We start from the raw sequence: 24092 nt of genomic DNA, 5'->3' as shown, positions 1-24092 counted from the left end.
CCGCGCCCGCGTACGCCTTGCAACGCCCATCCGGCGCAAGCCCGCGTTGCCGGCTGAAGTCGATCAGCAGGTGAGGTCCGGTCATCACGGAGACACCGCCGACGAGTGCCATCGAGCACTCGCCCGAGCGCAGGGACTGCGCCGCCATGTGCAGCGCCACCAGCGACGACGAGCACGCCGTGTCCACCGTGACGGCCGGGCCCTCCAGGCCGAGGCTGTAGGAGACGCGACCGGACACCACGCTCGTGGTCGTGCCGGTCAGGCGGTAGCCCTCCATCTCCGGTGGCATCGAGCCGCCGTAGTCCGAGGTGACCGCGCCGCAGAAGACGCCGGTGTCACTGCCGCGCAGCGAGGTCGGGTCGATGCCCGCGTCCTCGAACGCCTCCCACGCTCCCTCCAGCAGCAGTCGCTGCTGCGGGTCCATGGACAGCGCCTCACGCGGACTGATCCCGAAGAACCCCGCGTCGAAGTCGGCGATACCGTCGACGAAGCCGCCACTGCGCGTGTACGAGGTGCCCAGGTGATCCGGGTCGGGGTCGTAGAGCCGCTCCAGGTCCCAGCCACGGTCGGTCGGCAGGCCCGATATCGCGTCCCGGCCGGACGCCACCAGCTCCCACAGCTCCTCGGGCGATGTCGCCCCGCCCGGGTAACGGCAGCTCATACCGACGATCGCCAACGGCTCGTCGGTCTCCGTCTGCTGCGCCCGCGCCGGCACCACCGGACGGGACACCTCCACGGTCCCGATCGAGGCGAGCAGCATGCGTGCGGCGGCAATCGGGGTCGGGTGGTCGAAGACCAGTGTCGCGGGCAGTCGCAGGCCGGTGGCCTGGGCCAGCCGGTTGCGCAGTTCGACCGCGCTCAGCGAGTCGAAGCCGAGCTCCTTGAACGCCCGATCGGGGTCGATCGCCGCGCCGGAGTCGTGCCCCAGAACCGACGCGACCTGCGTCTGGACCAGCTCCAGCACCACCTGTTCGCGGTCGGCCTCCGCCACACCGGCGAGCCGCTGCGTCAGCGAGCCGCCCGTCCCGGCTGCTCGGCGGGCCGGCATCCGGACCAGGCCGCGCAGCAGCGGCGGCAGCATTCCTGCACGCGCGCGGGACCGGAGCACGGCCGTGTCGAGCTTCACCGGCGCAAGCAGCGCCGCGTCGGCCGTGAGGCTCTGGTCGAACAGGTCAAGTCCCAGCTCCGCGGAGAGGGCGCTGACGCCCATCCGCTCCAGCCTTGCGACCTCGTCTTCGCCGAGCTGTCCGGTCATGCCGCCGGCGTCGGACCAGAGGCCCCAGGCCAGCGAGGTCGCGGGCAGACCTTCGGCGCGGCGCTTCGCGGCGAGTGCGTCCAAAGAGGCGTTGGCCGCGGCGTAGTTGGCCTGCCCCGGGCTGCCGATCAGGGCCGCGACCGAGGAGAAGAGGACGAACGCCGACAGGTCCATGTCCGCGGTGAGTTCGTGCAGGTGCCAGGCCGCATCGAGCTTCGGGCGCATGACGCGCTCGATCTGCTCAGGTGTCATCGCGTCGATGACACCGTCGTCCAGGACACCCGCCGCATGCACGACCGCCGACAGCGGCTGCTCCAACGTACCGAGCAGACGGGCCAGTTGTTCCCGGTCCGATACGTCACACGCCTCGACGCGTGCCGTGGCGCCGAGCCCGTCCAGTTCGGCGACGAGCTCCGCGACACCCTCGGCCGCCGCACCACGACGACTCACCAGCAACAGCTGCGTAATACCGTGACGCTCCGCCAAGTGCCTGGCGAACAGCGCACCCAGACCACTGGTACCACCAGTGATCAGCACCGTCCCGGACGGGTCGAGCGCCTGTGGAACGGTGAGTACGACCTTGCCGATGTTGCGGCCCTCGCGCAGGAACCGGAACGCCTCAGGTCCTCGGCGCACATCCCACGCACGGACCGGTGCGTGCAACAGCGCACCCTGCTCGAACAGTGCGGAGATCTCGACCAGCATCTCCTGAAGGCGGTCGATCCCCGCCCCGTCGAACATGTCGAACGACTCGTACCGCACACCGGGATGCGTACCGGCCACGGCCTGGGGCTCACGGACATCGGTCTTGCCCATCTCGATGAACCGGCCGCCACGAGGCAGCAGATCCAGGGAGGCGTCGACGAACTCGCCCGCGAGCGCGTTCAGGACCACATCCACGCCCGCGCCGCCGGTCGCCTCCAGGAACGTCTCCCGGAAGGTGAGGGCGCGCGACGAGGCGATCCGCCCGTCCGCGACACCCAGCGCCCGCACCGCATCCCACTTGTGCGCACTCGCGGTGGCGAACACCTCCGCACCCAGGTGGTGGGCCAGCTGCACCGCGGCCATGCCCACACCACCCGCCGCGGCGTGCACCAGCACCCGATCACCCGGACGCACACCCGCCAGTTCCACCAGACCGTAGTACGCCGTCAGATGCACCACCGGCACCGCCGCCGCCTGCACAAACGACCAGCCCGGCGGCATCGGCACAACCATCCGCCGGTCCGCCACCGCCATCGGCCCGAACCCCTCGGGCACGAACCCGAACACCCTGTCGCCCGGCTTCAGGTCCGTGACGGCCTCACCGACTTCCCGCACCACACCGGCGGCCTCGCTGCCGAGCGGTGCCTCGCCCGGGTACATCCCCAGCGCGATCAGCACGTCCCGGAAGTTCACGCCCGCCGCCCGGACGTCGACCCGGATCTCACCGGCACCCAGCGGACGTCCGCCGTCGGACGGGACGAGTGCCAGGCCCTCCAGCGAACCGGCCCGGCCGACCGCCAGCCGCCACGCCTCACCCGCCGGCAGCGACGCACCCGCACGGCCCAGCCGGGGCGCCAGCAGCCGGCCACCACGCACCGTCAGCTGCGGCTCGTCCAGGTCGAGGAACGAACCCCACTCCGGAGTCTCGTCGCTGTCCAAGTCGATCAGCAGGAACCGGCCAGGGTGTTCCGACTGGGCACTGCGCACCAGGCCCCATACGGGAGCCAGTGCCACATCCGGCACCTCGTCACCAACGCCTATGCCGTTACGGGTCGCCAGGACCAGCCGCGTCTCACCCAGCCACTTGCTCGCCAGCCAACGCTGCACCAGGGCCATGGCGTTCACCGCCACTGCTGACGCCGCCTCGGCCACGTCAGTGGCACCGGCCGGGGACTCGACGGTGGTGACGACGGCCTGCGGGGCCTCGGCGCCGTCGGCGAGCGCCTGCTCCAGCGCGTCGAGGTCCGCGTAGTCCTCACCGAGGACGGCCACCCGCACCGCTGCGGACGAACCGGCCACAACCTCGGCCCAGTCCACCTGGAACAACGAGTTCTTCGTGCCCTGCGCACGCTCGAGCTGCGAGGCATCCACCGGACGGAAGAAGAGCTTGTCCACGTGCAGCACGGGCTCGCCCAGCTCGCCGACCACATCGACACGGAGTGCGGAGTCGCCCGCCGGGGCGATCCGCACCCGGGCCCGGGTCGGGCCGCCCTCGCCGAGGCGGACCCCGGACCAGGAGAACGGCAGGACGACCCCGTCGTCCGACTTCTTCCCCAGCAGACCACCGTGCATGGCGGCGTCGAGCAGTCCAGGGTGCACGTCGAACCCGCCGTTGTCGGCCCCGTCGGGCAGCGCAATCTCGGCGAAGACCTCCGCGCCCCGGCGCCACGCGGCGCGGACGCACGCAAACATCGGTCCGTAGTCGTAGCCGAGGTCCGCCATGCCCGCGTAGAGAGCGTCCACCGACGCGGTCTCGGCACCCTCCGGCGGCCACACCTCACGCCACTCGGCGGGCTCGGTCTCGGGGGCGAGCCAGCCGCGCCCGTGGCAGGTCACTTCCCGCGGCTCGTCTTCGGTGAGGCCCTCGGGGCGGGTGTAGATCGCCACTTCGCGGCGGCCGTCCTCGCCTGCCTGGCCGACGGTGACCTGGACCTGGAGCGCGGCGTCGTCCTCCAGGACGAGCGGCGCCTCCAGCACCAACTCGTCCGCCACCGCGCAACCCGCCAGGCGGCCGGCGGCGATCGCCATCTCCACCACCGCAATGCCCGGCACGATCACAGTGCCCAGCACCATGTGGTCGCGGGTCCAGGGCTGGGTTTCCTGGGATATCCGACCGGCAAACACCCACTCATCCCGGTCACCGACCCGAAGCGCAGCACCCAGGACCGGGTGTTCCACCCTGGTCAGGCCGGCTGCGGTGACGTCACCTGAGCCTGTGCCCGGGGTCAGCCAGTAGCGCTCGCGCTGGAAGGCGTAGGTCGGCAGTTCGACCCGTTTGGTGGCGCTGCCTTGGAACAGGGCGGTCCAGCCGATGTGAACACCGGCCACGTGCGCCTGTGACAGCGACAGGAGGAAGCGTCGCAGGCCGCCCTCGTCGCGGCGCAGCGAACCGACGACGGACACGCGGTCCTGCGCGTCGTGGGCGCTGAGGGTTTCCTCGACGGCCATGGCCAGTACGGGGTGGGGTGACATTTCCAGGAAGCAGCCGGTGCCGTTGTCGGCGAGGGCGCGTACGGCGGGTTCGAAGCCGACGCGGCCGCGCAGGTTTCCGTACCAGTACGTGGCGTCGAGCGTCTTGGTGTCGATGAACTCGCCCAGGACGGTGGAGTAGAAGGGGACACGTCCCGATACCGGAGTGATGGGTGCCAGGACCTGTGCCAGCTCCGTCTCGATGGCCTGGACCTGGGCGGAGTGTGAGGCGTAGTCCACTGCGACGCGGCGGGCGCGGATGCCGTCGCGGTCGCAGCCGGCCACGATGTCGTCCAGGGCCTGGGGTTCGCCCGCGATCACGACCGAGGCGGGGCCGTTCACGGCGGCGACGGAGACGCGTCCGTCGAACGGGGCCAGGAGTTCCTCGACCTGCTCGACCGGCAGGGCGATCGACACCATGCCGCCCCGGCCCGCGAGACGTTCACGTACCAATCGGCTGCGCAGTGCCACGACGCGGGCGCCGTCGTCGAGTGACAGACCACCCGCAACACAAGCGGCGGCGATCTCGCCCTGGGAGTGACCCACCACCGCCGAGGGCTCCACGCCGTATGCACGCCAGAGGCCGGCGAGGGAGACCATGACCGCCCACAGCACCGGCTGGACCACGTCCACCCGCTCGAGCGACGGCGCTCCGTCGATCTCGCGCAGGACGTCGACCACGCGCCAGTCCACGAACGCGGACAGTGCCTGGTCACATGCCGCGATCTGGTCGGCGAACACCGGCGAAGAGTCCAGCAGTTCCACCGCCATCCCGGCCCACTGCGCTCCCTGGCCCGGGAACACGAACACCGCACTGCCACTGCCGGCCGCACGACCCTCGACCACATGATCAGCCGGATCACCGGCAGCCAGCGCACCGAGACCGGCCAGCAGCTCGTCACGGTCAGCCGCAACCACCGCACCCCGGTGCTCCAACTGGGCCCGCGTGGTCATCGAGGAGAACGCCGTGTCCGCGAGTGACACCTCCGGCTCGGCGATGAGATGGGCGCGCAGGCGGTCCGCCTGCTCCCGCAGCGCCACCGCAGACTTCGCGGACACCACGACCGGCACCACCGGCAACTCGCGGCCCTCGACCGGCTCCGATTCCTCCGTCGGGGCTTCTTCGAGAATCACGTGGGCGTTGGTGCCGCTCACACCGAACGACGAGATGCCTGCGCGGCGGGGGCGGTCCGACTCAGGCCACTCCCGCGCCTCCGTCAGCAGTTCGACCGCTCCGGACTCCCAGTCCACGTGTGGGGAGGGCTCGTCCACGTGCAGGGTCCGGGGGAGCACTCCGTGCTGCATCGCCATGACCATCTTGATGACGCCGGCGACACCCGCGGCCGTGGAGCTGTGTCCGATGTTGGACTTGATCGATCCCAGCCACAGTGGATCGGCGGTCCGCTCACGGCCGTAGGTCGCCAGCAGTGCCTGGGCCTCGATCGGGTCGCCCAGCTTGGTGCCCGTGCCATGACCCTCGACCGCGTCGATCTCGGAAGGCTGCAGGCCGGCGTTGGCCAGCGCCTGACGGATGACCCGCTCCTGCGAGGGGCCGTTCGGCGCGGTCAGGCCGTTGCTCGCACCGTCCTGATTGATCGCGCTGCCGCGCAGCACCGCGAGCACGTTGTGGCCCTTGCGGCGCGCGTCGGAGAGCCGCTCCACCACCACGAGGCCCAGACCGTCCGAGAAGCCGGTCCCGTCCGCCGCGCCCGCGTACGCCTTGCAACGCCCGTCCGGCGACAGCGCCCGCTGACGGCTGAACTCCACGAACAGGAACGGGCCGGACAGCACGGTGACGCCGCCGACGAGTGCCATCGAGCACTCGCCCGAGCGCAGGGACTGTGCCGCCATGTGCAGCGCGACCAGCGACGACGAGCACGCCGTGTCCACCGACACCGACGGCCCCTCCAGGCCCAGGATGTAGGAGACGCGACCGGACACCACGCTCGTCGTGGACCCGGTCAGGCGGAGCCCCTCGACCTGGGGCAGGCTGCCCGCCGGGCCGACGGCGTAGTCCGACGCGCCGACACCGCAGAAGACACCCGTGTCGCTGCCGCGCAGCGAGGTCGGGTCGATGCCCGCGTTCTCGAACGCCTCCCACGCGGCCTCCAGCAGCAGTCGCTGCTGCGGGTCCATGGACAGCGCCTCACGCGGACTGATTCCGAAGAACTCCGCGTCGAAGTCGCTGACTCCGTCTATGAAGCCACCCACGCGCGAGTAGGAAGTGCCAGGCTGGTCGGGGTCCGGGTCGTAGAGGCGCTCCAGGTCCCAACCGCGGTCGGACGGCATCGGCGACATGCCGTCGCGACCGGAGGCCACCAGTTCCCACAGTTCCTCGGGCGAGGTCACCCCGCCCGGGTAACGGCAGCTCATACCGACGATCGCCAACGGCTCGTTGGCCCGATCCTCGTACTCGCGCAGCCGGGCCTTGGCTTCGTTGAGGTCGACGGCCGTCCGCTTGAGGTACCGGAGAAGCTTCTCTTGCTCGGATTCGGTGCTGCCAGCGCTCATGTCCATAGTCCTTGTCATGCCTCGCCGAACTCGGCGTCGATCAGCTTGAAGACCTCGTCCGCGGTTGCGGCGGCCTCGATCTGCCCGCTGGTGTTCTGTCCGCTGTCGGAGATGTCGGCCAGCAGGGCGCGAAGGCGACCCGCCACGCGCTGCTTCTCGGAGTCCTCGACCCCGGCGAGCATGTCCTCGAGCTTCTTCAGTTCCACGTCGATCGGCGGTTCCGCGGCGACGCCGCCGATCTCGGAGAGGAGCAGGTGGGCGACCGCCCTCGATGTCGGGTGGTCGAAGACCAGCGTCGCGGGTAGCCGTACGCCGGCAGCCTGCGTCAGACGGTTACGGAGTCCGACCGCGCCCAGCGAGTCGAAGCCGAGCTCCTGGAACGCACGGTCCGGGTCGATCGCCGCTCCAGATGCGTAGCCGATGACCGCCGCCGCCTGTGCCCGTACGACGTCGAGTACGACCTGCTCCCGGTCGGCCTCCGCCACATCGGCGAGCCGCTGCGCCAGCGAGCCCCCCGAGGGTTCGACCGATCGCTCCGGCATCCGGACCAGGCCGCGCAGCAGCGCGGGCAGCATCCCGTCCCGTGCCTGGACCCGCAGTGCGGCCAGGTCGAGCCGCACCGGCGCCACTAGGGCTGCGTCGGCCGTGAGGCTCTGGTCGAACAGGTCAAGTCCCACCTCGGCCGACAGAGCGATGGTGCCCATCTGCTCAAGCCGCGCGATCTCGTCTTCGCCGAGCTGTCCGGTCATGCCGCCGGCGTCGGACCAGAGGCCCCAGGCCAGCGAGGTCGCGGGCAGACCTTCGGCGCGGCGCTTCGCGGCGAGTGCGTCCAAAGAGGCGTTGGCTGCGGCGTAGTTGGCCTGCCCCGGGCTGCCGATCAGGGCCGCGACCGAGGAGAAGAGGACGAACGCCGACAGGTCCATGTCCGCGGTGAGTTCGTGCAGGTGCCACGCCGCGTCGACCTTCGGGCGCATGACGCGCTCGATCTGCTCAGGTGTCATCGCGTCGATGACACCGTCGTCCAGGACACCCGCCGCATGCACGACCGCCGACAGCGGCTGCTCCAACGTACCGAGCAGACGGGCCAGTTGTTCCCGGTCCGATACGTCACACGCCTCGACGCGTGCCGTGGCGCCGAGCCCGTCCAGTTCGGCGACGAGCTCCGCGACACCCTCGGCCGCCGCACCACGACGACTCACCAGCAACAGCTGCGTAATACCGTGACGCTCCGCCAGATGCCTGGCGAACAGCGCACCCAGACCACTGGTACCACCAGTGATCAGCACCGTCCCGGACGGATCCAGCACCGTACCCTCGGCCGCCGCACCCGCGCGGCCCAGCCGCGGCGCCAGCAGCCGGCCGGCCCGCACGGCGAGCTGCGGCTCGTCGGAGCCGAGCACCTTGGCCCAGTCCGGCTGCTCACCGTCGACGTCCACGAGCACGAACCGGCCCGGATGTTCCGACTGGGCACTGCGCACCAGACCCCACACCGGAGCCAGCGCCACGTTCACCGTCTCGGCACCTACGGCGACCGCCTTACGGGTCACCAGTGCGAGGCGAGCCTCCTTCAGTGAATCGCCGGCCAGCCAACGCTGCACCAGGGCCAGCGCATCCGTCGCAGCCGTACGTGCCGCCTGGTGCGCGTCGCCCGTGGGCGGCTCCATCGTGGCGACGATCACCTCCGGCGCCTCCGCGCCGTCGGCGAGCGCCTTCTCCAGCGCGTCCAGGTCCGCGAAACGCTCTCCCGGCGCATCGACGTCGCCGAGCACCGCGACCCGAGCCGACGACGACGGGGTTGCCGGGACCGCCACCCAATCGAGCTGGTACAGCGACCGCTGCCCGCCCCGTCGCGCGGCTTCGAGCTGTGCCTGCTCGACCGGACGGACGTCAAGACGCCCCACGCCGGCGATCATCGTGCCGTCATCGGCCGCGATGTCGAGCCGCAGCGCGGCCTCACCCGCCAGGCCGACGCGTACCCGCAGGCGGGTCTGTCCGATGCGGTCCAGCCGCACGCCCGACCAGGAGAACGGCAGACCGCCCGGGTTGTCACCGCCACGGTCGAGCATGCCGAGCCCGCCGTGCAGGGCGGAGTCAAGCAGGGCCGGGTGGACCCCGAATCCCTGGGCGGAACCCGCGACCTCGGGCAGTTCGAGTTCGGTGTAGACGTCGTCACCGACTCGCCATGCCGCTCGCACGGCCCGGAATGCGGGGCCGTAGTCGAAGCCGATGTCGGTCAGGCGCGCGTGGTCGTTCACACGGGAGTAGAGGGTGTCGACGGCGATGGGTTCGGCGCCGGCGGGCGGCCACTGGAGCGGGAAGGCCCCGGCCGGTTCCGCGTCCGCGGTCAGCCAGCCGCGCCCGTGGCAAGTGGTCTCCGCCTGCTCGTCCTCACCGGTCTCCGGGCGGGTGTAGACAGCGACCTCGCGGCGGCCGTCCTCGCCTGCCTGGCCGACGGTGACCTGGACCTGGAGCGCGACGTCGTCCTCCAGGAGCAACGGCGCCTCCAGCACCAGTTCGCCGAGGACGGGGCAGCCCACCTGGCGGCCGGCGGTCAACGCCATCTCCACCAGTGCGGCGCCGGGCACCAGGACCATCCCGAAGACCATGTGGTCGCGGGTCCAGGGCTGGGTGTCCTGCGAGATCCGGCCGGTGAACACCCACTCGTCGCGGTCGCCCACCTGCACCGCCGCCGCCAGGACCGGGTGCTCCATCCGACTCTGACCAGCCGCCGCTGCGTCGCCGGCCCCTGTGCCCGGGGTCAGCCAGTAGTGCTCGCGCTGGAACGCATATGTCGGAAGGCTGACCCGCTGCGCACCACTGCCTTCGAAGAAGGCGGTCCAGTCGACGTGAACACCCGCAGCATGAGCTTCCGAAAGCGACAGCAGGAACCGCCGCAGACCACCCTCGTCACGGCGCAGCGAACCCACCACACCTACACGGTCCTGCACACCATGCGCGGCCAGAGTCCCCTCGACGGCCATGGCCAGTACGGGGTGGGGTGACATTTCCAGGAAGCAGCCGGTGCCGTTGTCGGCGAGGGCGCGTACGGCGGGTTCGAAGCCGACGCGGCCGCGCAGGTTTCCGTACCAGTACGTGGCGTCGAGCGTCTTGGTGTCGATGAACTCGCCCAGGACGGTGGAGTAGAAGGGGACACGTCCGGAGAGGGGAGTGATGGGTGCCAGGACCTGTGCCAGCTCCGTCTCGATGGCCTGGACCTGGGCGGAGTGTGAGGCGTAGTCCACTGCGACGCGGCGGGCGCGGATGCCGTCGCGGTCGCAGCCGGCCACGATGTCGTCCAGGGCCTGGGGTTCGCCCGCGATCACGACCGAGGCGGGGCCGTTCACGGCGGCGACGGAGACGCGTCCGTCGAACGGGGCCAGGAGTTCCTCGACCTGCTCGACCGGCAGGGCGATCGACACCATGCCGCCCCGGCCCGCGAGACGTTCACGTACCAATCGGCTGCGCAGTGCCACGACGCGGGCGCCGTCGTCGAGTGACAGGCCACCGGCAACACAAGCGGCGGCGATCTCGCCCTGGGAGTGACCCACCACCGCCGAGGGCTCCACGCCGTATGCACGCCAGAGGCCGGCGAGGGAGACCATGACCGCCCACAGCACCGGCTGGACCACGTCCACCCGCTCGAGCGACGGCGCACCGTCGACCTCGCGCAGGACGTCGACCACGCGCCAGTCCACGAATGCGGACAGTGCCTGGTCACATGCCGCGATCTGGTCGGCGAACACCGGCGAAGAGTCCAGCAGTTCCACCGCCATCCCGGCCCACTGCGCTCCCTGGCCCGGGAACACGAACACCGCACTGCCACTGCCGGCCGCACGACCCTCGACCACATGATCAGCCGGATCACCGGCAGCCAGCGCACCGAGACCGGCCAGCAGCTCGTCACGGTCAGCCGCAACCACCGCACCCCGGTGCTCCAACCGCGCCCGCGTCGTCACCGACGAGAACGCCGCATCTGCGAGCGACACATCCGGCTCGGCGATGAGATGGGCGCGCAGGCGGTCCGCCTGCTCCCGCAGCGCCACCGCAGACTTCGCGGACACCACGACCGGCACCACCGGCAACTCGCGGCCCTCGACCGGCTCCGATTCCTCCGTCGGGGCTTCTTCGAGAATCACGTGGGCGTTGGTGCCGCTCACACCGAACGACGACACACCGACACGCCGCGGACGCTCCGAGGAGGGCCACTCCCGCGCCTCCGTCAGCAGCTCGACCTCGCCCGCCGACCAGTCCACATGCGGGGACGGCTCGTCCACGTGCAGCGTGGCCGGCAGCACTCCGTGCCGCATCGCCATGACCATCTTGATCACACCGGCCACACCCGCCGCTGCGGAGCTGTGACCGATGTTCGACTTGACCGAGCCGAGCAGCAGCGGGCCGCTCCTCCGCTCACGGCCGTAGGTCGCCAGCAGCGCCTGCGCCTCGATCGGGTCACCCAGCTTCGTACCCGTGCCATGACCCTCGACCGCGTCGATCTCGGAAGGCTGCAGTCCGGCGTTGGCCAGCGCCTGACGGATGACCCGCTCCTGCGAGGGGCCGTTCGGCGCGGTCAGACCGTTGCTCGCACCGTCCTGATTCACCGCGCTGCCCCGCAGCACCGCGAGCACGTTGTGGCCCTTGCGGCGCGCGTCCGACAACCGCTCCACGACCAGCAGGCCGAGACCGTCGGAGAACCCGGTGCCGTCCGCCGCGCCCGCGTACGCCTTGCAACGCCCGTCCGGCGACAGCGCCCGCTGTCGGCTGAACTCCGTCAGCAGGTACGGGCCGGCCATCAGGGTCACGCCGCCCGCCAGGGCCATCGAGCACTCGCCCGACCGTACGGCCTGTGCGGCCAGGTGCAGCGCCACGGCCGACGACGAGCAGGCCGTGTCGACCGTCACGGACGGTCCCTCCAGGCCGAGCGTGTAGGAGACGCGACCGGAGAGCACGCTCGTGGTGGTGCCGGTCAGGCGATAGCCCTCCAGCTCCGAGGTCGTGGCGCCGCCGTAGTCCGAGGTGACCGCGCCGCAGAAGACGCCGGTGTCGGTGCCGCGCAGCGAGGTCGGGTCGATGCCCGCGTTCTCGAACGCCTCCCACGCGGCCTCCAGGATCAGCCGCTGCTGCGGGTCCATCGCCATGGCCTCACGCGGGCTGATCCCGAAGAACTCCGCGTCGAACTCGCCCGGCCGCTCCACGAAGCCGCCGCCACGCGTGGACACCTTGCCGGGCTGGTCCGGGTCGGGGTCGTAGAGGCGCTCCAGGTCCCAGCCACGGTCGGTGGGCAGGCCCGATATCGCGTCCCGCCGGGAAGCGATCAGCTCCCACAGCTCGTCCGGCGAGGTCACCCCACCCGGGTAGCGGCAGCTCATGCCGACGATCGCCAACGGCTCGTCCACGGATGCGCGTCGCGTCCGGGCCACGGCGCGCGGCTCGTCCGCGACTCCGCCGACCTCGGAGAGGAGCAGCCGTGCGACCGCGACCGGCGTCGGGTGGTCGAACACGAGGGTCGCCGGCAGCCGTACCCCGCCGGCCTGGGTGAGCCGGTTGCGGAGCTCGACCGCGCTGAGCGAGTCGAAACCGAGCTCCTTGAACGCCTTCGCCGGGTCGACCGCCCCGGCAGAGGCGTGACCCAGCACCGACGCGACCTGCGCCTGCACCAGTTCCAACACCACCCGCTCGCGGTCGGCCTCGGCCACACCCGCCAGCCGCTGCGCCAGCGAACCGCCCGCGCCTGCCCCACGAGCAGGCATCCGGACCAGCCCGCGGTACACGGCGGGCAGCATCCCGGCCCGCGCCTGCACCCGCAGCGCGCCCAGGTCGAGCCGCACCGGCGCCAGCAGCGCCGAGTCCACAGCGAGCGCCTGGTCGAACAGCCCGAGCCCGAGCTCCGTCGAGAGCGCAGCGATACCGGTCCGGTCCAGCCGGGCGAGGTCGGCCTCGGCCAGCTCGCCGGACATGCCGCCGGCTTCCGCCCACAGGCCCCAGGCCAGCGACGTCGCCGACAGGCCCTCGGCGCGACGCAGGTGCGCGAGGGCGTCCAACGCCGCGTTCGCAGCCGAGTAGTTGCCCTGACCCGGGCTGCCGATCAGCGCCGCGACGGACGAGAACAGCACGAACGCCTTCAGGTCCATGTCCCTGGTGAGCTCGTGCAGATGCCACGCCGCGTCCACCTTCGGACGCATGACCCGCTCGACCTGCTCCGGCGTCATCCCCTCGATCACACCGTCGTCCAGGACACCCGCCGCATGCACGACCGCCGCCAGCGGCTGCTCCAACGTACCTATCAGTGTTGCCAGTTGTTCCCGGTCCGACACGTCACACGCCTCGACGCGTGCCGTTGCGCCGGCGGACTCGAGCTCCGCCACCAGCTCCGCCACACCATCGGCGGCGGCGCCGCGACGGCTCACCAGCAGCAGGTGCTTCACCTCGTGGCGTTCAGCCAGGTGCTTCGCGAAGAGCTCGCCCAGACCACTGGTACCACCGGTGATCAGCACTGTGCCGTCCAGCGCGGGCATCGCCCGCGTCACCGCCGACACCCGCGCCAGGCGCGGAGCCAACAGCCGGCCGCCTCGTACCGCGAGCTGCGGCTCATCGGCGCCGAGGACAGTGCCCCACTCCGGCTGATCGCCTTCGTCGAGGTCCACGAGCACGAACCGGTTCGGGTGCTCGGCCTGCGCGCTGTGCACCAGACCCCACACCGCGGCCTGCGCCACATCCGGCGTCCCGCCGTCGACAGCGACGGCGCCCAGGGTGGCCACGACCAGCCGGGCCTCGCCCAGCCACTCGCTCGCCAGCCACCGCTGCACCAACGCCAAAGCGTCGGCTGTGAGTTCGCGTGCGGCCTGCGCGGGGTCACCCGCCGGGGTCTCGAACGCGGCGACGACCACCTCCGGCGCCTGCGCGCCCTCGGCCAGCGCCTGCTCCAGCGCGTTCAGATCGGCGAACTCGTCACCCAGGAGCGCGACCCGCGCCGGCCGGGTGACATCGTCGGCCGGGACGGCGGTCCAGTCCACCTGATAGAGCGGGGTCCGCTGTCCGCGCTGTGCGTCGTCCAGCCGGGCCTGCTCGACCGGGCGTACGACGATGGACCGCACCGACACGACTGCGGCGCCGGAGTCGTCGACCGCGTCGAGGCGCACCGAGGAGTCGCCGGTCGCGACGGCGCGCACGCGCAGCCGCGTGACGCCCTCTTGCTCCAGTCGGACGCCGGTCCAGCTGAAGGGCATGCGATGCCCGCTGCCGTCCCGGTCGGTCAGCATGATGACGCCGCTCTGGAGTGCAGCGTCGAAGAGGGCCGGGTGGATACCGAAGCCTTCACCGCCCGAGTCACCGGGCAGTTCCACCTCGGCGTAGGTCCGGTCGCCGTCGCGCCAGGCCGCGCGCACGCCCTGGAACGCAGGGCCGTAGTCGTAGCCGAGGTCGGCCAGGCCTGCGTAGAGAGCGTCCACGGGAAGCTGTTCGGCGTCCGCGGGTGGCCATTCGGTGGGCCAGTCCGCGAGGGGTTCGGCCTCGGGGGCGAGCAGGCCGCGGGCGTGACAGGTCGCGTCCCGCTCGTCGTCCTCGCCGTTCTCGGGACGGGTGTAGAGGGCGATGTCGCGTCGGCCGTCCTCGGCGGCCGCGCCCACGGTGACCTGCACCTGGAGCGCGACGTCGTCCTCCAGGACCAGCGGCGCCTCCAGCACCAGTTCGTCGACCACGGGAGCGCCGACCTGGCGACCGGCGGCGAGCGCCAGCTCCACCAGGCCCGTGCCCGGCACCACGATGGTTCCCAGGAGCAGGTGCTCGGCGGCCCACGGTTGGGTGTCGGTGGACAGTCGTCCGGTCAGGACCCATTCGTCACGGTCGCCGACCTGGACCGCGGCCGACAGGATCGGGTGCCCGATCCGGCTCTGCCCGGCTGCCGCCGCGTCACCGTTGCCGGTGCTCGGGGCCAGCCAGTAGCGCTCGCGCTGGAACGCATACGTCGGAAGCTTGACCTGCTGCGCACCAGTACCCGCGAAGTACGCGGACCAGTTCACGTCGACGCCGGCGAGGTGGGCCTGTCCCAGGAAGGCGGCGAACGTGGTCGCCTCCGCCTGCTTGGCCCGCAGCGCGGGCACGAGGACCGCGTCAGCGGTCTTGTCCAGCTCCTCCAGGGTCTGGCGTGCCATCGCGGTGAGTACGCCGTCGGGGCCGAGTTCGAGGAAGCGGCGAACACCCAGCTTCCACAACGACGTCACGCCGTCGGCGAACCGGACTGCCTGGCGCACATGCCGTACCCAGTACGAGGGGTCTGTGAGCTCGTCGGAGACCGGAGCGCCGGTCACGTTCGATACGACGGCGATGCGGGGGCTGGAGTACGACAGGCCTTGGGCGATCTGTTCGAAGTCGGCCAGCATGGGTTCCATGCGCGGTGAGTGGAAGGCGTGGCTGACCCGCAGCCGTGTGGTCTTGCGTCCGTGCCAGGCGGGGAGCCATTCGTCCACCGCGTCGGCGTCGCCGGAGACGACGACCGCGCGCGGTCCGTTGACCGCGGCGATCTCCAGCCGGCCCACAAAGCCCGTGAGCGACTGGGCGACTTCGGTCTCGTCGGCCTGTACGGCGACCATGGCGCCGCCTTCGGGCAGGGCACCCATCAGCCGGCCACGCGCCGCCACCAGGGCACACGCGTCCGCGAGCGACATCACACCCGCCACGTGGGCGGCCGCGATCTCTCCGACCGAGTGCCCGATCAGGTAGTCCGCACGCATGCCCAGTGACTCGACCAGGCGGAACAGTGCCACCTCGACGGCGAACAACGCGGCCTGCGTGTACTGGGTCGCATCCAGCAACCCAGCCTCATCCGAACCGGACTCCGCCTCCAGCAGGTCGCGCAGCGACCGGCCCAGCAGCGGATCCAGCCCGGCACACACCTCGTCCAGAGCGGCGGCAAACACCGGGAACTCCCCGGCCAGCTCCACACCCATACGAGCCCGCTGCGAACCCTGACCCGTGAACAGGAACGCCGTCCTGCCCCCCACCGGACAACCCTCGACCACACCAGCCCCGGGCTCACCGGCAGCCAGCGCACCGAGACCGGCCAGCAGCTCGTCACGGTCAGCCGCAACCACCGCACCCCGGTGCTCCAACTGGGCCCGCGTGGTCATCGAGGAGAACGCCGTGTCCGCGACCGACACCTCCGGCTCCGCCAGAAGGTGTGCCCGCAGACGCCCCGCCTGCTCCCGCAGCCCGGACGCGGACTTCGCCGAGACGACCACCGGCACCGCACCCAGCGGCCGGGACGGCTCATCCGACTGCTCGGCCGGCTCCTCGGCGGGGGCCTCCTCCAGAATCACGTGCGCGTTCGTCCCACTGATCCCGAACGACGACACGGCCGCGCGGCGCGGACGCTCCGAGGAGGGCCACTCCCGCGCCTCCGTCAGCAGCTCCACCGCACCCGCCGACCAGTCCACATGCGGCGACGGCTCGTCCACATGCAGCGTCCGGGGCAGCACCCCGTTCCGCATCGCCATGACCATCTTGATCACACCGGCCACACCCGCGGCAGCCGACGTGTGTCCGATGTTCGACTTGATCGAGCCCAGCAGCAGCGGGTCCCCGGCGCGCTCCTGGCCGTAGGTCGCCAGCAGCGCCTGGGCCTCGATGGGGTCGCCCAGCTTCGTACCCGTGCCATGACCCTCGACCACGTCCACTTCTGCGGCGGACAGGCCGGCGTTGGCGAGCGCCTGACGGATCACCCGCTCCTGCGACGGACCGTTCGGCGCCGTCAGACCGTTGCTCGCACCGTCCTGGTTCACCGCGCTGCCCCGCAGCACGGCAAGCACACGGTGGCCCTTGCGGCGGGCGTCCGACAGCCGCTCCACGACCAGCAGGCCGAGACCGTCGGAGAACCCGGTGCCGTCGGCGGACGCGGAGTACGCCTTGCAGCGTCCGTCGGGCGCGAGACCGCGCTGACGGCTGAACTCGACGAACAGGAACGGCCCGGCGAGCACGGTGACACCGCCGACCAGCGCCAGCGAGCACTCGCCCGAGCGCAGGGCCTGCGCCGCAGTGTGCAGCGCCACCAGCGACGACGAGCACGCCGTGTCCAGCGTGACGGCCGGTCCCTCCAGGCCGAGGCTGTAGGCGATGCGGCCGGAGACGATGCTGCCCTGCGTTCCGGTCAGGCGGAATCCCTCGAGTTCCGGCAGCATCGAGCCGCCGTAGTCCGAGGTGACCGCGCCGCAGAAGACGCCGGTGTCGGTGCCGCGCAGCGAGGTCGGGTCGATGCCCGCGTCCTCGAACGCCTCCCACGCTCCCTCCAGCACAAGCCGCTGGGCCGGGTCCATCGCGGTGGCCTCGCGCGGGCTGATCCCGAAGAACTCCGCGTCGAAGTCGCCGACGCCGTCGACGAATCCGCCCGCGGTCGTGGACAGCGTGCCGAGTCGGTCCGGGTCCGGGTCGTAGAGACGCTCCAGGTCCCAGCCACGGTCGGTGGGCAGGGCGGACATCGCGTCCCGGCCCGATGCCACCAGCTCCCACAGCCCCTCGGGCGAGATGACCCCGCCCGGGTAGCGGCAGCTCATGCCGACGATCGCCAACGGCTCGACGTCGCCCTGTTCCAGTTCGCGCAGGCGGCGGTTGGCCGTACGCAGCTCGACCGTGACCTTTCGCAGGTAGGTGCGCAGCTTCTGCTCGTCCGTGTTCCCCGTGGTCATGCGGCCCCGAGCTCCTTGTCGATCAGATCGAATATCTCGTCGTCGGACGCCACGTCGAGCTCGTCGTCCGTCCCCGTATCGGTGTCGTCGGTCCGGCTGTCGTCGTGTCCGCTGAGTACGGCGCGCATCCTGTTGCTCAGGTAGCGCAGGCGCGGCTCGATGTCGGCGAGCACGCGCTCGTCGCTCGCGACCGTGATCAGCAGCGCCTCGAGTCGCTTCAGCTCCTCGTCGAACGGCGACCCGGCTTCCTCGACGGCGCCGCCGCCTGCCTCCTTGAGGAGGATCTGGGCGACCTGGGCGGGGGTCGGGTGGTCGAACACGAGGGTGGCTGGCAGCCGCAGGCCGGTGATCCGGGTGAGCCGGTTGCGCAGTTCGACCGCGGCGAGCGAGTCGAAGCCGAGCTCCTTGAACGCCCGGTCCGGGGGGACCTCGGCGCCGGACGCGTTGCCGCGGACCGCCGCGACCTGTGCCTGCACCAGCTCCAGCACCGCCTGCTCCCGGTCGGCCTCCGAGAGGCCGGCGAGCCGCTGGGTGAGCGAACCGCCCGCCGACTCGGCGCGCCGGGCGGGCGCGCGGACCAGGCCGCGCAGCAGCGCGGGCAGCATCCCGTCCCGTGCCTGGACGCGCAGCGCGGCCAGGTCCAGCCGCACTGGCACCAGCAGCGCCGAGTCGGAGCCGATCGAGTTGTCGAAGAGCTCCAGCCCGAGTTCGGCGGGGAGCGCGCCGACACCGGTCCGCTGCATGCGTGCGAGGTCGGCCTCGTCCAGTTGTCCGGTCATGCCGGTGGCGTCGGCCCACAGGCCCCAGGCCAGCGAGGTCGCCGGCAGGCCCTCGGCGCGGCGCAGGTGCGCGAGCGCGTCCAGGGACGCGTTCGCTGCGGCGTAGTTCGCCTGTCCCGGGTTGCCCATCTGCGCCGCGGCGGAGGAGAACAGCACGAACGCCGACAGGTCCATGTCCGCGGTGAGCTCATGCAGGTTCCATGCCGCATCGATCTTCGGACCCATCACGCGTTCGATCTGCTCCGGCGTCATCGCTTCGATCACGCCGTCGTCCAGCAGCCCGGCGGCGTGCACGACGGCCGTGAGCGGGTGTGCCGACGAGGCCAGGAGTCCGGCCAGTTGCTTCCGGTCGGACACGTCGCAGGCCTCGACGCGCGCCGTGGCGCCGAGCGCCTCCAGCTCGGCGACGAGCTCCGCGACACCCTCGGCCGCCGCACCACGACGGCTCACCAGGAGCAGGTGCTTCACCCCGTGGCGTTCCGCCAGGTGCTTGGCGAAGAGTGCGCCCAGACCGCCCGTACCGCCGGTGATCAGCACCGTGCCGTCCGGGTCCAGCGCCTGCGGGACGGTGAGCACGACCTTGCCGATGTTGCGGCCCTCGCGCAGGAACCGGAACGCCTCCTGGCCCTGACGAACGTCCCACGCCCGGATCGGCGAGGGCGTGAGCACGCCCTGCTCGAAGAGGGCACTGATCTCGACCAGCATCTCCTGGATGCGCGCCGGGCCCGCCTCGAGCAGGTCGTACGAGCGGTACCGGACGCCGGGGTGCGCACCGCCGATGACCTCGGGGTCGCGGATATCGGTCTTGCCCATCTCGATGAACCGGCCGCCACGAGGCAGCAGGTCGAGCGTGACGTCGACGAACTCGCCCGCGAGGGCGTTCAGGACCACGTCCACGCCCGCGCCGCCGGTCGCTTCCAGGAACGTGTCCCGGAAGGTGAGGGCGCGCGAGGAGGCGATCCGCCCGTCCGGGACGCCCAGCGCCCGCACCGCGTCCCACTTGTGCGCGCTCGCGGTGGCGAACACCTCCGCGCCCAGGTGGTGGGCCAGCTGCACGGCGGCCATGCCCACACCACCCGCCGCGGCGTGCACCAGCGTGCGCTCACCGGCACGCAGACCCGCCAGGTCCACGAGGCCGTAGTACGCGGTCAGGTAGACCACCGGCACCGCCGCCGCCTGCGCGAACGTCAGGCAGGACGGCATCGGCACGATCGTCCGCCGGTCCGCGACGGCCACCGGCCCGAACGCGTCCGTGATCAGGCCGAACACCCGGTCGCCCGGCTTCAGGTCCGTGATCCCGGCGCCGACCTCCAGCACCACACCGGCGGCCTCGCTGCCGAGCGGTGCCTCGCCCGGGTACATCCCCAGCGCGATCAGAACATCGCGGAAGTTGAGACCCGCTGCCCGGACGTCGACCCGGACCTCGCCGACGCCCAGCGGACGTCCGCCGTCGGACGGGACGAGTGCCAGGTCCTCCAGCGAACCTGCCCGGCCGACCGCCAGCCGCCACGCCTCACCCGCCGGCAGCGACGCACCCGCGCGGCCCAGCCGGGGCGCCAGCAGCCGGCCGCCGCGCACCGCGAGCTGCGGCTCGTCCAGGTCGAGGAGCGAGCCCCACGCGGGAGCGTCGCTTTCGTCGAGGTCGACGAGCAGGAACCGGCCCGGGTGCTCGGACTGGGCACTGCGCACCAGACCCCACACGGGAGCCAGCGCCACATCGGGCACCTCGTCACCGACGGCGATGCCATTGCGGGTCGCCACGACCAGCCGTGCCTCGCCCAGCCACTCGCTGACCAGCCAACGCTGCACCAGAGCCAAGGCGTTCTCCGCGACCGTACATGCGGCCCGGGGCACGTCGCCCGTGGGCGTCTCCACCGTGGCGACGACCACCTCCGGCGCCTCGGCGCCGTCGGCGAGCGCCTGCTCCAGCGCGTCGAGGTCCGCGTAGTCCTCACCGAGGACGGCCACCCGCACCGCTGCGGACGAACCGGCCACAACCTCGGCCCAGTCCACCTGGAACAACGAGTTCTTCGTGCCCTGCGCACGGTCGAGCTGCGTGCTCTCCAGCGGGCGGAGGCCGAGGGCGTCGACGGCGAGGACGGTCGCCCCGGCCTCGTCGACCACGTCGATCCGCAGCGTGGATCCGCCCGCCGGGGCGATCCGCACCCGGGCCCGGGTCGCACCGGCCTCGCCGAGGCGGACCCCGGACCACGAGAACGGCAGGTCCACCGACGATCCGGCCTCTTTGGAGAGCATGCCGCCGTGCAGCGCGGCGTCGAAAAGGGCCGGGTGACAGCCGAAACCGGCGCTGTCGGTGTCGTCGGGGAGCGCGACCTCGGTGTAGACCTCGTCACCGGCGCGCCACGCGGCCCGCACCCCCTGGAACAGCGGCCCGTAGTCGAGGCCGATGTCGGCCAGCCGCGGGTACAGGGTGTCGACGGCGACGGGAAGGGCGCCGGCGGGCGGCCACTGGAGCGGGAAGGCCACGGCCGGTTCCGCGTCCGCGGTCAGCCAGCCGCGCCCGTGGCAGGTCACTTCCCGCGGCTCGTCTTCGGTGAGGCCCTCGGGGCGGGTGTAGATCGCCACTTCGCGGCGGCCGTCCTCGCCTGCCTGGCCGACGGTGACCTGGACCTGGAGCGCGGCGTCGTCCTCCAGGACGAGCGGCGCCTCCAGCACCAGTTCGCCGAGGACGGGGCAGTCCACCTGGCGGCCGGCGGCGATCGCCATCTTCACCAGTGCGGCGCCGGGCACCATGACCGCCCCGAAGACCATGTGGTCGCGGGTCCAGGGCTGGGTTTCCTGGGATATCCGGCCGGTGAACACCCACTCGTCGCGGTCGCCCACCTGCACGGCCGCCGCCAGGACCGGGTGTTCCACCCTGGTCAGGCCGGCTGCGGTGACGTCACCTGAGCCTGTGCCCGGGGTCAGCCAGTAGCGCTCGCGCTGGAAGGCGTAGGTCGGCAGTTCGACCCGTTTGGTGGCGCTGCCTTGGAACAGGGCGGGCCAGTCGATGTGAACACCGGCCACGTGCGCCTGTGACAGCGACAGGAGGAAGCGTCGCAGGCCGCCCTCGTCGCGGCGCAGCGAACCGACGACGGACACGCGGTCCTGCGCGTCGTGGGCGCTGAGGGTTTCCTCGACGGCCATGGCCAGTACGGGGTGGGGTGACATTTCCAGGAAGCAGCCGGTGCCGTTGTCGGCGAGGGCGCGTACGGCGGGTTCGAAGCCGACGCGGCCGCGCAGGTTTCCGTACCAGTAACCCGAATCCAGGGACGCGGTGTCGATGAACTCGCCCAGGACGGTGGAGTAGAAGGGGACACGTCCGGAGAGGGGAGTGATGGGTGCCAGGACCTGTGCCAGCTCCGTCTCGATGGCCTGGACCTGGGCGGAGTGTGAGGCGTAGTCCACTGCGACGCGGCGGGCGCGGATGCCGTCGCGGTCGCAGCCGGCCACGATGTCGTCCAGGGCCTGGGGTTCGCCCGCGATCACGACCGAGGCGGGGCCGTTCACGGCGGCGACGGAGACGCGTCCGTCGAACGGGGCCAGGAGTTCCTCGACCTGCTCGACCGGCAGGGCGATCGACACCATGCCGCCCCGGCCCGCGAGACGGTCACGTACCAATCGGCTGCGCAGTGCCACGACGCGGGCGCCGTCGTCGAGTGACAGGCCACCGGCAACACAAGCGGCGGCGATCTCGCCCTGGGAGTGACCCACCACCGCCGAGGGCTCCACGCCGTATGCACGCCAGAGGCCGGCGAGGGAGACCATGACCGCCCACAGCACCGGCTGGACCACGTCCACCCGCTCGAGCGACGGCGCACCGTCGATCTCGCGCAGGACGTCGACCACGCGCCAGTCCACGAACGCGGACAGTGCCTGGTCACATGCCGCGATCTGGTCGGCGAACACCGGCGAAGAGTCCAGCAGTTCCACCGCCATCCCGGCCCACTGCGCTCCCTGGCCCGGGAACACGAACACCGCACTGCCACTGCCGGCCGCACGACCCTCGACCACATGATCAGCCGGATCACCCGACGACAAAGCCCCCAGACCGCTCAGCAGCGCCCCCCGGTCCGTGGCCACGACCACGGCACGGTGCTCCAACCGCGCCCGCGTCGTCACCGACGAGAACGCCGCATCTGCGAGCGACACATCCGGCTCGGCGATCAGATGGGCGCGCAGGCGGTCCGCCTGCTCCCGCAGCGCCACCGCAGACTTCGCGGACACCACGACCGGCACCGCGCCCAGCGGTCGGGACGGCTCGACCGGCTCCGGCTCCTCGGCCGGCTCCTCGGCGGGGGCCTCCTCCAGGATCACGTGGGCGTTCGTGCCGCTCACACCGAACGACGAGATGCCCGCGCGGCGCGGACGCTCCGAGGAGGGCCACTCCCGCGCCTCCGTCAGCAGCTCGACCTCGCCCGCCGACCAGTCCACGTGCGGGGACGGCTCGTCCACGTGCAGGGTCCGGGGGAGCACCCCGTGACGCATCGCCATGACCATCTTGATCACACCGGCCACACCTGCCGCGGCCTGGGTGTGCCCGATGTTCGACTTGATCGACCCCAGCCACAGCGGGCCGCTCTTCCGCTCACGGCCGTAGGTCGCCAGCAGCGCCTGCGCCTCGATCGGATCGCCCAGCTTCGTACCCGTGCCGTGGCCCTCGACCGCGTCCACGTCGGCCGCGTTCACACCGGCGTTGGCCAGCGCCTGACGGATCACCCGCTCCTGCGACGGACCGTTCGGCGCCGTCAGGCCATTGCTCGCACCATCCTGGTTCACCGCACTGCCCCGCAGCAGGCCAAGGACCTGGTGGCCGTTGCGGCGCGCGTCCGACAGCCGCTCCAGCAGGATCAGGCCCACGCCCTCCGCCCAGCCCGTGCCGTTGGCGGCCGCTGCATACGCCCTGCAGCGTCCGTCCGGCGAGATTCCGCGCTGACGGCTGAACTCGACGAAGACGTTCGGCCGAGCGAGCACGGTCACGCCGCCCACCAGTGCCATCGAGCACTCGCCCGACCGCAGGGCCTTCGACGCCCCGTCCATCGCGACGAGTGAGGACGAACAGGCGGTGTCGACGGTCACGGCCGGGCCCTCGAACCCGAACGTGTAGGAGATGCGGCCGGACGCGACGCTGCCCGCTGAGGAGATCGTCAGGTAGCCCTCGATCTGGTCCCGCCGGTCGCTGGTGCCCGCGACGAACCCGTAGTCCTGGTACATCACTCCGCAGAACACGCCGGTGTCACTGCCCCGCAGCGACGTCGGGTCGATGCCCGCGTTCTCGAACGCCTCCCACGCGGCCTCCAGCAGCAGCCGCTGCTGCGGGTCCATCGCCATCGCCTCACGGGGGCTCAGCCCGAAGAACTCCGCGTCGAAGTCGCCGGCAGCGTCGACGAACCCGCCCTCCCGGGTGTACGCGGTACCCGGGTTGTCAGGGTCCGGGTCGTAGAGGCGCTCCAGGTCCCAACCGCGGTCGGCAGGGAACTCCGATGTTCCGATGCGCCCCTCCGCCACCATCGACCACAACTCGTCCGGCGAGGTCACGCCACCCGGATAACGGCAGCTCATCCCCACGATGGCCAACGGCTCGTTGGCCCGGTCCTCGTACTCGCGCAGCCGGGCCTTGGTCTCGTTGAGGTCGACTGCGACCCGCCTCAGCGATTCGACGAGCTTGGTCTGGTGGAGGGCGTTGCTGTCACCACTCAT

General features: G+C 71.6%; 3 protein-coding genes (1 of these 3 only partly in view). All 3 read right to left on the bottom strand.

The window, feature by feature from the left end:
• Tightly spaced (each overlapping or abutting the next), the 3 genes in view from OHS70_RS08875 to OHS70_RS08865 form a layout consistent with a single transcriptional unit that may run on beyond the window.
• Positions 1-6958, bottom strand: the 5' portion of a protein-coding gene (locus tag OHS70_RS08875; RefSeq protein ID WP_443062581.1) for an SDR family NAD(P)-dependent oxidoreductase. 4664 nt of this gene lie to the left of the window's left edge; 6958 of the gene's 11622 nt are visible here — the first part of the coding sequence; the start codon lies at positions 6956-6958; its stop codon lies beyond the left edge, outside the window.
• A complete protein-coding gene (locus OHS70_RS08870) occupies positions 6955-17613 on the bottom strand; it encodes an SDR family NAD(P)-dependent oxidoreductase (RefSeq protein WP_328395451.1) in 10659 nt (3552 codons plus the stop codon). The genes OHS70_RS08875 and OHS70_RS08870 overlap by 4 nt, the downstream gene beginning before the upstream one ends.
• Positions 17610-24092, bottom strand: a complete 6483-nt coding sequence (locus tag OHS70_RS08865) for an SDR family NAD(P)-dependent oxidoreductase (RefSeq protein ID WP_328395449.1) — start codon at positions 24090-24092, stop codon at positions 17610-17612. Before OHS70_RS08865 ends, OHS70_RS08870 begins: the two co-directional genes overlap by 4 nt.

Origin of the sequence: Streptomyces sp. NBC_00390 (assembly GCF_036057275.1) — a bacterium.
Taxonomy (GTDB): Bacteria; Actinomycetota; Actinomycetes; order Streptomycetales; family Streptomycetaceae; genus Streptomyces.
The sequence above is the reverse complement of the archived record's forward strand: the minus strand, read 5'-3'. Positions and strand labels throughout refer to the sequence as shown.

Bases quoted from the DNA above. Each gene is read 5' to 3' on its own strand.
- OHS70_RS08870 (WP_328395451.1), bottom strand. From the start codon at position 17,613: ATGACCACGGGGAACACGGACGAGCAGAAGCTGCGCACCTACCTGCGA.
- OHS70_RS08865 (WP_328395449.1), bottom strand. From the start codon at position 24,092: ATGAGTGGTGACAGCAACGCCCTCCACCAGACCAAGCTCGTCGAATCG.